At 49.3% G+C, this 12,140-nt stretch carries 15 protein-coding genes; 7 read left to right on the top strand and 8 right to left on the bottom strand.

The annotated features are described in order from the left end of the window. Nucleotides 1-52 precede the first annotated feature (52 nt). Both LVQ77_RS02240 and LVQ77_RS02235 read right to left on the bottom strand, forming a co-directional pair. On the bottom strand, nt 53-1,189 hold the full coding sequence (locus LVQ77_RS02240) for an amidohydrolase (protein ID WP_232903539.1): 1,137 nt from the start codon (nt 1,187-1,189) through the stop codon (nt 53-55). 10 nt (nt 1,190-1,199) lie between these two features. Continuing rightward, a complete protein-coding gene (locus LVQ77_RS02235; protein ID WP_232903538.1) occupies nt 1,200-2,234 on the bottom strand; it encodes an MsnO8 family LLM class oxidoreductase in 1,035 nt (344 codons plus the stop codon). Between the two features lie 312 nt (nt 2,235-2,546). On the opposite strand from LVQ77_RS02235, the gene LVQ77_RS02230 reads away from it, so the two are divergent. The 3 genes from LVQ77_RS02230 to LVQ77_RS02220 are packed head-to-tail and all read left to right on the top strand — an operon-like array spanning nt 2,547 to nt 4,209. After that, nucleotides 2,547-2,870, top strand: a complete 324-nt coding sequence (locus tag LVQ77_RS02230) for a helix-turn-helix domain-containing protein (RefSeq protein WP_232863703.1) — start codon at nt 2,547-2,549, stop codon at nt 2,868-2,870. Continuing rightward, nucleotides 2,855-3,169 (top strand): HipA N-terminal domain-containing protein, encoded by a 315-nt coding sequence (locus LVQ77_RS02225; protein ID WP_232903537.1) that lies wholly within the window; start codon nt 2,855-2,857, stop codon nt 3,167-3,169. Before LVQ77_RS02230 ends, LVQ77_RS02225 begins: the two co-directional genes overlap by 16 nt. 2 nt (nt 3,170-3,171) lie before the next feature. Then, nucleotides 3,172-4,209, top strand: a complete 1,038-nt coding sequence (locus tag LVQ77_RS02220; RefSeq protein ID WP_232903536.1) for a type II toxin-antitoxin system HipA family toxin — start codon at nt 3,172-3,174, stop codon at nt 4,207-4,209. Nucleotides 4,210-4,307: 98 nt separating this feature from the next. Here LVQ77_RS02220 and tsr read toward each other — a convergent pair whose 3' ends face one another. The 3 genes from tsr to LVQ77_RS02205 all read right to left on the bottom strand — a co-directional run bounded on the left by tsr (nt 4,308) and on the right by LVQ77_RS02205 (nt 7,418). Continuing rightward, nucleotides 4,308-5,972, bottom strand: a complete 1,665-nt coding sequence (gene tsr / locus LVQ77_RS02215) for a methyl-accepting chemotaxis protein (protein WP_232903535.1) — start codon at nt 5,970-5,972, stop codon at nt 4,308-4,310. An 86-nt stretch (nt 5,973-6,058) separates the two neighbouring features. Beyond that, nucleotides 6,059-6,646 (bottom strand): PadR family transcriptional regulator, encoded by a 588-nt coding sequence (locus tag LVQ77_RS02210; protein WP_232903534.1) that lies wholly within the window; start codon nt 6,644-6,646, stop codon nt 6,059-6,061. A 10-nt stretch (nt 6,647-6,656) separates the two neighbouring features. Beyond that, nucleotides 6,657-7,418, bottom strand: coding sequence for a siderophore-interacting protein (locus LVQ77_RS02205; RefSeq protein WP_232903533.1), 762 nt, complete (start codon nt 7,416-7,418; stop codon nt 6,657-6,659). Between the two features lie 303 nt (nt 7,419-7,721). On the opposite strand from LVQ77_RS02205, the gene LVQ77_RS02200 reads away from it, so the two are divergent. Beyond that, a complete protein-coding gene (locus LVQ77_RS02200) occupies nt 7,722-7,937 on the top strand; it encodes an HP1242/YdcH family protein (RefSeq protein WP_064518993.1) in 216 nt (71 codons plus the stop codon). A 148-nt stretch (nt 7,938-8,085) separates the two neighbouring features. On the opposite strand, the gene yqfB is transcribed toward LVQ77_RS02200, so the two are convergent. After that, nucleotides 8,086-8,400 carry a N(4)-acetylcytidine aminohydrolase gene (gene yqfB / locus LVQ77_RS02195; RefSeq protein WP_232863697.1) on the bottom strand — a complete coding sequence of 105 codons (315 nt, stop codon included), beginning with the start codon at nt 8,398-8,400 and terminating at the stop codon, nt 8,086-8,088. Between the two features lie 67 nt (nt 8,401-8,467). Continuing rightward, a complete protein-coding gene (locus LVQ77_RS02190) occupies nt 8,468-8,641 on the bottom strand; it encodes a GhoT/OrtT family toxin (protein WP_151993548.1) in 174 nt (57 codons plus the stop codon). Nucleotides 8,642-8,807: 166 nt separating this feature from the next. On the opposite strand from LVQ77_RS02190, the gene LVQ77_RS02185 reads away from it, so the two are divergent. From LVQ77_RS02185 to LVQ77_RS02175, 3 genes are all read left to right on the top strand, one after another. After that, complete coding sequence (locus tag LVQ77_RS02185) at nt 8,808-8,996, top strand: YegP family protein (protein ID WP_154154722.1); 189 nt, start codon at nt 8,808-8,810, stop codon at nt 8,994-8,996. Nucleotides 8,997-9,182: 186 nt separating this feature from the next. Further along, nucleotides 9,183-9,509, top strand: coding sequence for a DUF3302 domain-containing protein (locus tag LVQ77_RS02180; protein ID WP_072009402.1), 327 nt, complete (start codon nt 9,183-9,185; stop codon nt 9,507-9,509). A gap of 4 nt (nt 9,510-9,513) precedes the next feature. Next, on the top strand, nt 9,514-10,650 hold the full coding sequence (locus tag LVQ77_RS02175) for an HlyD family secretion protein (RefSeq protein ID WP_232863696.1): 1,137 nt from the start codon (nt 9,514-9,516) through the stop codon (nt 10,648-10,650). A 46-nt stretch (nt 10,651-10,696) separates the two neighbouring features. Here LVQ77_RS02175 and patD read toward each other — a convergent pair whose 3' ends face one another. After that, a complete protein-coding gene (patD, locus tag LVQ77_RS02170) occupies nt 10,697-12,121 on the bottom strand; it encodes an aminobutyraldehyde dehydrogenase (RefSeq protein ID WP_232903532.1) in 1,425 nt (474 codons plus the stop codon). Nucleotides 12,122-12,140: the final 19 nt, after the last annotated feature.

Genomic DNA, 12,140 nt, shown 5'->3' with positions numbered 1-12,140 from the left:
TATTTTGGCCGCACGCATCCCGGGGAGTGATACCCCTGCAAATGAGCAATAGTTAATTTTTTAGTAATGCCTGTTCGGCAAGTGTCGCGAAATATCGCGCCGCATTCTCAATTAATGCCTCATCCGGATTAAACGCCGAATGATGTAAACCATAAGGGCTGGCGCTACCAATACTGACAAACGCACCGGGAATGGTTTGCAGATAAACAGCAAAGTCTTCGCCACCCATATGCAGTTCGGAGGTTTGTGTGTTGTAACCCACGCTTTCTGCGACCTGCATAGAAAATGCCGCCCATTTCTCATCGTTGATTAACGTCACCGGCCCGTTAAACCACTCCACGTCAATCTGAGCACCAAATGCACTGGCTAAGCCGGAAGCAATTTCGCGGATGCGTTTCTCGACCTGTTTTTGAATATCGCCATGATGCGTGCGCACCGTTCCTTCAAGCTCAACGTTTTCAGGCAGTACATTCCAGGTATTACCTCCCTGTATGCGTGTCACACTTACGACCACTGAATCCAGCGTATCGATATCGCGACTGGCGATAGTTTGCAGTGCGATAACCAGCTGGCTTGCCAACACAATAGGGTCGTGGCCTTCATGTGGGCGAGCGGCATGCGCACCTTTCCCTTTCACCCGCAAAACAAAGCGATCGACATTGGCATAGAATGCACCGCCTCTGGTGGCAAAGGTGCCGACCGGTAAACCGGGTTCGTTATGCATTCCAAAAATGGCTGAGACATTTTCCAGCGCACCGGCCTTAATCAATGCCTTTGCGCCAGTAAAATTTTCTTCCGCCGGTTGAAACAGCAAGCGAACGCGACCCGCCAATTGGTCTTCACGCTCCTTAAGTAACAAGGCTGCGCCGAGGATCACGCTGCTGTGAACATCATGCCCGCAGGCATGCATCACGCCGTCATGTTGTGAGCTAAAAGAGACGCCGCTGGTTTCATGAATAGGCAGTGCATCAATATCAGCACGCAGCGCAATCACCTTATCGCCGTGCCCTACTTCAGCCACCACACCAGTGGCTAGTGTGTACGGCAACAGACGCAGCCCTGCGGATTCCAGCCAGTGCCTTATACGAGCGGTAGTTGCCACTTCCTCGCCGGACAGTTCAGGGTTTTGGTGGAGCTCACGTCGCCAGTCGATAAGCTGTTGTTCGAATGTCTGTGGGGCAAATGTCATTGTCATCCCCTTACCAGGCTTCATGCTGTGCAGTAAAGGAGGTGGCAAAATCAGACACGGGTTTCTCGGTCGTTTTACCTGCCAACAAACGCAGCGACTGCAAACGTGCTGTCGGGTCGGCAATTGGGGTATCAATAATAAATTCGTCGATGCCAAACTGCTGGCTTAATGCCGCAAGCCCGGCTTGAACTACCTCGGCGGTGCCTTTAAGCAGCGAGGGTTCGCGGCGTTCGATTTTTTTGATGGCGCTGCCCGCCTGGCGAGAAAATGCGTGTGCCTGCTCTTCACTGGCGACACTAACGCGTTGGTTGTTTTCAAGCTCAACGCTCCAGATTTCAACCAGACTTGCCAGTGCGTCAGCAGTATCCGCATCCGCTGCCACAATCACCTGCACCGCCACCTGCGTATCGCGCTGACTTTTGCTGCGCCAGGCGTTAAGAACGTCGCGCATTAGGGTTTTATCGCCATTCAGATGGGCGGCGTAGACGAAATTCCAGTTAAGATTTGCGGCAAGTTCTGCGCTCTCAAGGCTTGCACCCAGCAAGAAACGCTCAGCGCTTTGTGCAGGAACGGGTGTTGCACGTAAGGTTTCCTCGTCATCCTGCGCTGCTGGTAATGAGAGCCAGTTATCAAGCTGAGTAAGTTTTTCCGCGAACGACTCTTTATCTTGCCCGGCACGTTGCAATGCTTGCATGGAAAGCGGCAACCCACCCGGCGCTTTACCTACACCGAGATCCACACGGCCCGGAGCAAGACTTGCTAATAAATTGAAGTTTTCCGCCACTTTATAAGGGCTGTAATGTTGCAACATTACCCCGCCGGAGCCGACACGAATGCGGCTGGTTTGCCCAACAATCCAGGCAATCAGTAACTCAGGAGACGGACTTGCCAGACGGGAAGTGTTGTGGTGCTCGGCAATCCAGAAACGGTGATAACCCCAGTCTTCGGCCTGTTGAGCCAGATGTAACGTGTGTTTCAGAGCGTCGCCAGGAGTGCCATCCTTTGCGACCGGACTTTTATCCAGCAGGCTGATTCGATAAGACATGCGACAAACTCGTATTGTTTAACATGCCTTAATTAATAAGGTTTTCACCAACACGAGTGAAACAATTAATTTACATTTGGTTATCCAGTTTCTGGATAAGCCGATTTTCATGACGCAGATAAGGTCATAAATGGTCTATTTTTATATTTGTGAATCTAAGTAAGGTCTTTAATAAACCATTAAATCCCTATCAGACCAAATATGAGCTATTTGAATTAAAAAAAGACAATAAAGCTCATGCATGATACATTTTTGTATCACAGGCTCACATTTAACCGTTTCCCTACCTAAATTAAGAGAAAGGGGTCAAAAATGAACTACGACACAGCCACGCTTGCCGACAAACTCCACGCTATGGGCGAATTACTGAATGACGTTAAAAAGGTGGTGATTCTGCGGGCGCAGGAATCTGATCTCACTTTTGATGAACACGTCATTGCTGAATCCGCGCAGTTGGGGCAGCAGTTGAACCAGCGCCGCAAAGAGCTTGATATCGATCTGGCGACGCTGGAACTGCAAACCGGCGTATCCGCATCAACGCTCAAACGCCTGTTTAAAGATCCCGACCAGGTCAAATTCGGTACCGTGTTGCGAGTTGCTGACGCATTAGGAGTGAAGCTGTGCGCCGCCGTGTAGAAGTGTGGTTATACGGTGAACCTGTGGGTGAACTGCGCCAGAACGATGACGGTTTTGCGTTTAGCTACTATGCCGACTATATCGGGCCGCCGCTCTCCTTAAGTTTACCGGTGCGTGTCGGCCACTTTCACAGCCGAACACTACCGCCATTTTTTGCATCATTAGCACCGGAAGGTTGGTTGAAAATGCGTTACAGCCAACTGCAACAACGCGATGAGCATGATCTACTCGGTATGCTGATTGATAACGGCAAAAACCTGATTGGCGCAGTACAGCTGGTCAACACCCAGGAGGATTAACAATGCGCTGCCACATTCTTTTAACTCCGTTGGTACAGGCCAAAGAGCAGGCGTCAGGTTATTCGAACAAAGGCCTCAAGCACCTGACCAGCTCCGGTAAGGTCAACCCGCAGCTGAGTTTTACGCGCAGTGAATTTATTCACGAATTGCCAAAAGCCCAGCGCGGAATGAGTATTTCCGGGTATCAGCCGAAACTGCAAATGGTGGTACGCGATGGCGAGTTTGCGGTGGTAGAGCATCAGGGTGAATACATACTCAAACCCTCTCCGGCCGAATTCCCTCATCTGGCGGAAAACGAACACGCCACAATGACGCTCATGTCGCGACTGGGGTTTGACGTACCGCCGCATGGACTAGTGAGTTTTGCGCCCGAAGGAAGTGATACCGAGCGTGAGTTGGCCTTTGTTATCCGCCGCTTTGACCGGGATATGATAACCGGGGTGGCTATTCACCAGGAACAACTTGATGCGGCGATGAATGTTGGTGAAAAGTACGGCAAAACCGGCAGTGACGGAAAGCAATATGTCAGTTATCAGCAACTGGCTGCGTTCCTGACCCAGCATGTTAACAGCAACCTCGCCTTTAAAATCGACTTGTTCCGCCGTATCGCCTATGCCTATTTGCTGGGTAATAACGATATGCATCTGCGCAATTTCGGGTTGATGCACCCGAGAGTTGGCGAACCCACGCTATCCCCGGTTTATGACTTTGTCTCTGTTGCACCCTATCCGGCTATTTTTAGTTCCGGATTTATGGCGCTGCCCCTGCTTATCTGTGAAGAAGGCGACCGGGAGTTAGCTCCGGGTTTCAAAACGGCATATGGAGAATATCTGGGAATGGATTTCCGGGAGCTTGGGTTAGGAATGGGCTTAACCGAGAAGCTTATTGTGAAACTGCTGAACGATTTGCAAAAAGAGAGCCGGGTTGTGGAGTCCGTATATCGTGATTCGTTTATGCCAGCCGAGGCAATTGATGCCACGCTGCGTTGCTACCATCAGCGCCTGGACCGTTTAATGCGGTTAGATGAAGCAGTATTGTAGAGAGATGTCGGATCTCGCTTGCGCTAATCCGACATCTTAATGGCGTATGAACGGGTGGATAACGCATGCGCTTATCCACCGCAGTCACATCACGAAAATCAGAACGTTTCCCAATTCTCGTTTGAATCGCTCACCGGGGCTTTGCGATTTTGTACAGCAGTGAGAGTCAGCTTCGGCTCAACGCTACGGGGTTCTTTTTTGGTTTCCTGGCCAATACGGAACACGGCAACAGCCTGAGTCAGACGGCTTGCCTGATCTTCAAGCGCTGAAGCAGCAGCGGCAGATTCCTCAACCAATGCGGCGTTTTGCTGCGTTACACGGTCCATTTCAGAAACCGCCAGCCCGACCTGGTCGATACCACGGCTTTGCTCATCAGACGCTGAAGCAATCTCACCCATAATATCCGTCACACGCGTGACCGCATTGACGATTTCGCCCATGGTTTCACCAGCACTTTCAACCAGAGTTGAACCGGTATCTACTTTATTGACGGAATCTTCAATCAGCCCTTTAATCTCTTTCGCCGCCTGTGCACTACGCTGCGCCAGGTTACGCACTTCACCGGCAACAACCGCAAAACCACGTCCTTGCTCACCGGCACGCGCAGCTTCAACGGCGGCGTTCAGCGCCAGGATATTAGTCTGGAAAGCGATACCATCAATCACGCTGGTGATGTCAGCAATTTTCTTCGAGCTACCGGCGATGTCATTCATGGTACGCACCACGTTATCCACCACTTTACCGCCCTTCTGCGCAGTTTCTGATGCGCTTAATGCCAGCTGGCTTGCCTGACGCGCATTTTCCGCATTCTGTTTCACGGTCGCGGTTAACTGTTCCATGCTGGCAGCAGTCTCTTCAAGCGAAGCCGCTTGTTGTTCAGTACGGGAAGAAAGGTCGTTATTACCGATAGAGATTTCGCTGGCACCGCTATAAATCGCATGTGCGCCGTTACGAACTTCGTTCACTGTGCTCACCAGCTCCGACTGCATATGACGCAGGCTTGCTGCCAGTTGGCCCATTTCGTTGGTCCCATGCACATCAATAGAATGCATCAGGTCACCGTCCGCAATATGGCGGATGTTATCAATCAAGCGATGCAGCGGTTCGATAAGGGTTTTCTTGATACCCAGCCAAACGGTAATAATCGCCGCAACAACCAGTGCCAGAATCACAGCGAGGATCCAGATGGCCTGCGAGTAAGACTGGTTATTGTCGTCTACCGCTTGTTGATACAGGCGGTCATTTTGTTGCAGGTAGGTGACGTACTGCTGTTCGAAGCCATCCTGATATTTCTGGGTTGGCTGGTCGAAGAATTCGTTGATTTTTCCTGCGCCAAGCAGTTGAATCAGCTCGGCCAACGCACCGTGGTAAATCACATAGTTGCGTTTGATTTCGTTGATAGACTCTTCGCTCTGACGCGGGTCGCGTGGCAGGGCTTCATATGCCGCCCACTCTTTTTCGGCCTGCTTTAACGACTGGCTGGCAATCAGCATCAGCTCATTTACCGTCGCACCGCTACCGATATTGTTGGTATCCATCATATGGCGGATACCGGCACGGTTTAGCGTGTTACGAGTCTGCAGTAACGCAACCCAGCTGCCGTTGAGTGTGGATTGCTGCTGGCGAATAGTTTGCAGTACGGTGAAGTTTTCTTTGTCGTTTTTCAGCGCGTTGAAGAACAACCCGCCAGACGTCATTTGTAAAATACCGAATAAACCCAGCACAAACAGAAGGCTGGTTACAACTTTTATGCGATTTAACATGCTAATTTGTTCTCATGGCAACAGAAGCATATAGTTTCGGCAGATTTGGGCGAATCTTTATGCTTCATTGTCGAGAACCGGCGAAATTAACTGCGTTCGATATCCTTCGCGGCCTGATCCAGGGTATCGATGATTTTATACAGCGTCTCTTTTGGCAAATCGCTCTGGCCAAGTTTGGTATTGAGCGCCATTTTGAAGTTATGGATGGCGCGCTGTATTTCAGGAAGCCGGCGGTTATCGCCTAATACTCCTAACGATTCAAGCTTCGAGATAAGATGGCCAAGGTGCTCATGTTGTTGAGCGAGTTCGGCATGTCCCTCTTCGGTTAGCATCCACGCTTTTTTGTTACTTTCGCTCTGCACGGCACTGATAAACCCCATCTCCTCAAGCAATGAGAGGTTAGGGTAAACAATCCCAGGGCTTGGCACATACTCGCCTTTTGCCGTGGCCTCGATGGATTTAATCAGCTCATACCCGTGGGCTGTATTGACTGAGAGGAAGTGCAGGATCAGCAGACGAATGTCGTTGGCATCAAACAAACGTTCACGGCGCATCCGAGCTTTGCCTTCCAATCCCCCGTGTTCGTGATGACCATGATGACCACCGTGTAAACCATGCTGTTCATGGCGTTCGTGTTTTGCACAAAAAAGATGATGAATATGTTGGATTTTCATGTTCGTTTCCTTATTTGTTATGCCAGTAAGCGACAGCGCGAACGTAATCGGCGTCCAGACCACGGCTTTCCAGCAGTTCATCGCTCAGTTGTTTCACATCGTGCCCTTCGCCGGTAATCCAGACGAAATAGTCAGTCTCCGGGAATTCGATGGAACGGACGTTGCTTGCGATGGATTCGGTATCAAGCCACTCAACGCGTGCATGTTCAAAATCGCTGAGATATTCATGAGTTTGTGCATGGTGACTATTGACCAGCACGACAGGTGAAATGTGTTCGGGTAAGGAGAGCAAGCGGCGACGGACTGCGGGTAAACCACTTTCATCACAAATATAGAGTTGGAATGCGTAATCGGTTGGGATAACGAGAGAGCCTCTTGGCCCGCCGATAAGCAATGTATCGCCCACTGCGGCTTTATCAGCCCACATGCTTGCCACACCGCCGTCGTGAATATAGAAATCGAGCGTCAATTCGTTATGTGCGGCATCAAAAGACAAAGGCGTGTAATCGCGAGAAATGGGACGCAGCCCTTCGCCCCAGACAATGCCGTCGTCGGTAACTGATGGGCGCACAAAGTCGCCGTTTTCAGGTGGGAAGAAGACTTTTACATGGTCATCAAACCCCTGGGAAGAAAAGCCAACCAGTTCAGGACTGGTAAAAACAATACGGTGGAAGCAGCCGGCGACCGTTTGTTTGCTTTTAACGGTTAATTCACGGAATTTGAGCTCGTTTTTTACGCGCTTAGGAAGTTTAGGTTTGGTTTGTGTGGTCATCGGTTTCTCATTATTCATTGCATAAGATATATCATAGATATGTTTTAGCACATGAATATGAGATTGTCGTTATCAATTTTTGCGATTATACAAGCTGTATTCCGCTGAAAATTTAATCAATTTAACTAACTCGTCTCACGGGTCGCAAATTGACAAACCCTTACCAAGCGGCGCTTTCAATTTGCTTTAAGTGGTGCATACACTGGGGCTGGCAGTGACTGCCAGCAAATTCCATTCACCCACCCTCTACCCAAATAATTCGCCATTGAAGCATGACGGGTAGAACAGTCCAGGAGGTTCGCAATGTTTCCTGAGTACCGTGAATTGATCAACGAACTAAAATCCGCTAATCCACGTTTCCTCAGCTTGTTTGACAAGCACAATCAACTCGACGATGAGATTTTACGCCAGGGGGGACCAAAAGGGACGGGATACAACGAAAAGGTCGTGCAGATGAAAAAAGAGAAGCTGCGGCTAAAAGATGAGTTGTATCAGATGTTGAAGAAAGCCAGTCATTAGGTTCGTTGTCAGGAAGGGGGCGCTCCCCCTTCCTTTATACCCGTCATACTTCAAGTTGCATGTGCGTTGGCTTTCCTCTCTCACCCCAGTCACTTACTCAAGTAAGCTCCTGGGGACTCACTGCGTCGCCGCCTTCCTGCAAATCGAATTATTTAGGGTATACCAAGCTAAATACAATCGCGTAAAGCTCATTCAGACCCGGATAAATTTCAGCAATCACTTCCTTGAGCTCTGGCAGCGTCATGTTTTCCTGCCGTGCATGCTCATCGGTCAGTTGGTCAAGAGCCACTGGCGTCACGCTGACCACTTCAATAGTGCAAAAATAAACGTCATCTTCATAACGCCCGACGCGCAGTTGTTGGCCTGCGCTAAAGTGCGATTCAGAGGCATCACGCAATGTAATTGTTTTGCGCCCGGCGACAATATCGCTCTCGAAACGCTGGAAAAAAGTTATGTCATTCATGGAATACCTGGTTAGCTAACCCAAAATCATTCGAGTTGTAGTGATTCGGCTTGAATTATGACGGCTTTTAGAACAAAGAAAACATTAAAGCCACTGGAAAGCTCATTGGCCAGGTCGCACCCACCAGCACAGAGCTTAATAGTTTAATTCGTTTGGTATCATGAGCCAAAAACCAGGTAACAGAAGCAGTGATTAACGACATTACAGCGTAAAAAACCAACATATCTTGATAAAGAGTCATTTTTATAATGGGTAGTTTGAAAAATTTCCCGCAAAATATGCTCTTTTTTATGACTCAGATCAAGTTTTTGCTCCCATCAAACTCCCCTGACCGTCTCGCTTGTTGATTGCACTATATTTAAGTTATCCCACAGGCATTGGGCCTTGGGTAACTGCGGAGATTTTCTATGGGACACTATGTTTTAAAGAAATCAACGAAAGCGACAGCGGAGCCATTTTATTTCGTGCTGAAAGCGTCAAACGGGCAAGTTATTGCACAAAGCGAAATGTACTCATCGAAAGCGGCGGCCCATAAAGGGATTGAATCCGTTCAAAAAAATGCCTCGTCGACGGATGTACGCGACGAAACCGAGTAATTAACAGAAGAAAAAGGATGACGCCAGTTCTCATTATTACGATTTTTCAGGAAAGAAAATGCCGGCGTTATCCTGGTCATTAGGGTGGTAATTAATTATTCCGGGTGAAATTTTACTGATTCATAAACCCTGAGTTAGATAACGACTATCTTTAATAAAAACGGCGGTTTCTCAATCGAGGTCACTATGTTCCTCAACTATTTCGCGCTGGGTGTTCTGATCGTTGTCTTTCTCATTATTTTTTATGGGATTATTATTCTTCACGACATTCCCTACCTGATAGCCAAAGCCCGCAACCACCCTCACGCCGATGCGATTCACGTCGCCGGCTGGGTAAGTTTATTTACTCTGCATGTTATATGGCCATTCTTATGGATTTGGGCAACGCTCTACCGCCCTGAACGCGGATGGGGCATGCAACAAAATGCCGACGCAACACTGGCTTCGTTACAGCAACGCGTAAGCGAACTGGAACAGAAACTGGATAACAACAAAATAACTCCATCGGAGTAATATCATGGATCTGCTCATTATCCTGACGTATGTTGCTTTTGCGTGGGCCGTATTTAAGATTTTTAAAATACCGGTAAATAAATGGACAGTGCCAACAGCTGCCTTAGGCGGGGTATTTTTAATTGGTGCGCTTATTTTATTAATGAACTACAACCACCCTTATACTTATCTCGCACAAAAAGCGGTTATTTCTATTCCACTTACTCCACAGGTAACGGGAATTGTCAGTGAAGTCACCGATAAACAAAATATGATGATTAAAAAAGGGGAAGTCCTTTTTAAAATAGACCCTACGCGCTATCAAGCTCGTGTCGACAGGTTGCAAGCTGATTTAATGACGGAAATTCACAGCACAGAGTCACTCAAATCTCAACTTGATGCTGCTGTGGCCAACACGACCCGCGTCACCGCCGAACGCGACAGACTGTATAAAGACTACCAACGTTATCTTCAGGGCAGCAAAGCCCGTGTGAATCCCTTCTCTGAAAGCGATATTGATAACGCGCGGCAAAACTACCTCGCACAAGATGCGCTGGTAAAAGGCTCAGTTGCTGAACAGTCACAGATCAGAAGCCAGTTAGACAGCATGGTGAACGGCGAACAATCACAGATTGTCAGCCTGCGCGCCCAGCTTGCCGAAGCCAAATATAATCTTAACCAAACCGTTATTCGTGCCCCCAGCGATGGTTATGTCACGCAAGTTCTGATTCGTCCGGGAACCTATGCAGCCGCACTTCCGTTACGTCCGGTGATGGTGTTTATCCCGCAACAAAAACGCCAGATTATTGCCCAATTCAGACAAAACTCTTTGTTACGCTTAGAAGCTGGTGACGAAGCCGAAGTGGTGTTCAATGCGCTACCGGGGCAGGTTTTTCAGGGTAAACTGACAACGGTTCTGCCTGTTGTTCCAGGCGGTTCTTATCAGGCTCAAGGTACGTTGCAATCTCTAACGCTAACCCCCGGAAGTGACGGCGTATTAGCGGTGATTGAGCTCGCACCAAATGCGCAAGTGGATGCCTTACCCGATGGGATCTTTGCACAAGTTGCCGTCTATTCCGACCACTTTACCCATGTCTCTGTGATGCGTAAGGTTTTATTGCGGATGACCAGTTGGATGCACTATTTGTATCTGGATCATTAAGTTGTAAAAAATAATCACCACCTCTCCCGGAGGTGGTGAGATAACGCTAGTGCTTAATCATCACGTGGCGAATAACGGTGTAATCCTCAAGCCCGAATAACGACATATCCTTGCCGTAACCTGAGAGTTTTTGCCCACCGTGCGGCATTTCGCTTACCAGCATGAAATGAGTGTTCACCCATGTACAGCCGTACTGCAAACGAGCACTCAGGCGATGTGCGCGACCGACATCTTTTGTCCAGACTGATGAAGCCAATCCATAACTTGAGTCGTTAGCCCAACCCAGAACCTGCTCCTCATCATCAAAGGTCGTGATACTGACCACCGGGCCGAACACCTCTTTTTGCACGATGTCATCTTCCTGCTTCGCACCGGCAAGCAGAGTTGGCTGGAAGTAATATCCCGGCCCTTCTACTTTCGAGCCCCCCGTCACCACTTTAACGTGCGCCAGCGCTTTGGCGGCATTCACCGCAAGGCTTACGCGCTCAAGGTGAGCGGCGGAACTTAGTGGCCCGAGCTCGGTGGATTCATCGTCTGGCGCACCATATTTCAGGCTGCTGACCGCTTCCCCCAGTTTTTCCACCAGTTTGTCGTAAATACCCTTCTGGGCGTAAATTCGGCACGCGGCAGTACAGTCTTGCCCGGCGTTGTAATATCCGAATGTGCGTACACCTTCGACGACGGCATCTAAATCCGCATCATCAAAGACAATCACCGGCGCTTTGCCGCCCAGTTCCATATGGGTGCGCTTAATCGAAGGGGCAGTATGGCTGATAATATGCTCGCCGGTGGCAATTGACCCGGTTAAGGAGACCATGCGTACTTTCGGGTGACCGGTCAGCACATCACCCACCGTTTGCCCACGTCCGAACAATACGTTCAATACGCCAGCCGGGAAAATATCTTTTGCCAATTCAGCGAGTTTGAAAGCAGTAAGCGGTGTGATTTCGGAAGGCTTGATCACTACACAGTTACCCGCGGCGAGTGCCGGGCCGAGCTTCCAGGCCGCCATCATTAGTGGATAGTTCCAGGGTGCAATAGATGCCACCACGCCCACAGGGTCACGGCGAATCATCGAGGTATGGCCACTGAGATACTCCCCCGCCGCCAAACCATTCAAACAGCGGCTTGCTCCCGCAAAGAAACGGAATACATCCACCACAGCCGGGATCTCATCATTCAACACACAATGATAGGGTTTGCCGCAGTTTTGCGATTCCAGGCGGGCAAATACTTCGCCATTTTGCTCGATAACATCTGCCAGTTTTAGTAGATGTTCCGAACGCTCTTTTGGCGTGGTTTGCCCCCAGGTAGCAAAAGCAATATCTGCAGCCCGTACCGCATCGTTTACCTGATCCGCGCTGGCTTCCGCAATCTCAAGCAGCACTTCCCCAGTCGCCGGATTGTATACCGGCAATTTTTCCCCAAGGCCTTGCACTAACTGGCCGTTTATTAATAGCTGGCTTTGCATAGTGATACCCTTTTCAACA

Source organism: Buttiauxella cochleicola (assembly GCF_021282435.1).
Lineage (GTDB): Bacteria > Pseudomonadota > Gammaproteobacteria > Enterobacterales > Enterobacteriaceae > Buttiauxella > Buttiauxella massiliensis.
The sequence above is the reverse complement of the archived record's forward strand: the minus strand, read 5'-3'. Positions and strand labels throughout refer to the sequence as shown.

Coding starts and splice junctions, on each gene's coding strand:
- LVQ77_RS02235 (WP_232903538.1), bottom strand. CDS start 2,234: ATGTCTTATCGAATCAGCCTGCTGGATAAAAGTCCGGTCGCAAAGGAT.
- LVQ77_RS02185 (WP_154154722.1), top strand. CDS start 8,808: ATGGGACACTATGTTTTAAAGAAATCAACGAAAGCGACAGCGGAGCCA.
- yqfB (WP_232863697.1), bottom strand. CDS start 8,400: ATGAATGACATAACTTTTTTCCAGCGTTTCGAGAGCGATATTGTCGCC.
- tsr (WP_232903535.1), bottom strand. CDS start 5,972: ATGTTAAATCGCATAAAAGTTGTAACCAGCCTTCTGTTTGTGCTGGGT.
- patD (WP_232903532.1), bottom strand. CDS start 12,121: ATGCAAAGCCAGCTATTAATAAACGGCCAGTTAGTGCAAGGCCTTGGG.
- LVQ77_RS02175 (WP_232863696.1), top strand. CDS start 9,514: ATGGATCTGCTCATTATCCTGACGTATGTTGCTTTTGCGTGGGCCGTA.
- LVQ77_RS02230 (WP_232863703.1), top strand. CDS start 2,547: ATGAACTACGACACAGCCACGCTTGCCGACAAACTCCACGCTATGGGC.
- LVQ77_RS02220 (WP_232903536.1), top strand. CDS start 3,172: ATGCGCTGCCACATTCTTTTAACTCCGTTGGTACAGGCCAAAGAGCAG.
- LVQ77_RS02240 (WP_232903539.1), bottom strand. CDS start 1,189: ATGACATTTGCCCCACAGACATTCGAACAACAGCTTATCGACTGGCGA.
- LVQ77_RS02205 (WP_232903533.1), bottom strand. CDS start 7,418: ATGACCACACAAACCAAACCTAAACTTCCTAAGCGCGTAAAAAACGAG.
- LVQ77_RS02190 (WP_151993548.1), bottom strand. CDS start 8,641: ATGACTCTTTATCAAGATATGTTGGTTTTTTACGCTGTAATGTCGTTA.
- LVQ77_RS02200 (WP_064518993.1), top strand. CDS start 7,722: ATGTTTCCTGAGTACCGTGAATTGATCAACGAACTAAAATCCGCTAAT.
- LVQ77_RS02180 (WP_072009402.1), top strand. CDS start 9,183: ATGTTCCTCAACTATTTCGCGCTGGGTGTTCTGATCGTTGTCTTTCTC.
- LVQ77_RS02210 (WP_232903534.1), bottom strand. CDS start 6,646: ATGAAAATCCAACATATTCATCATCTTTTTTGTGCAAAACACGAACGC.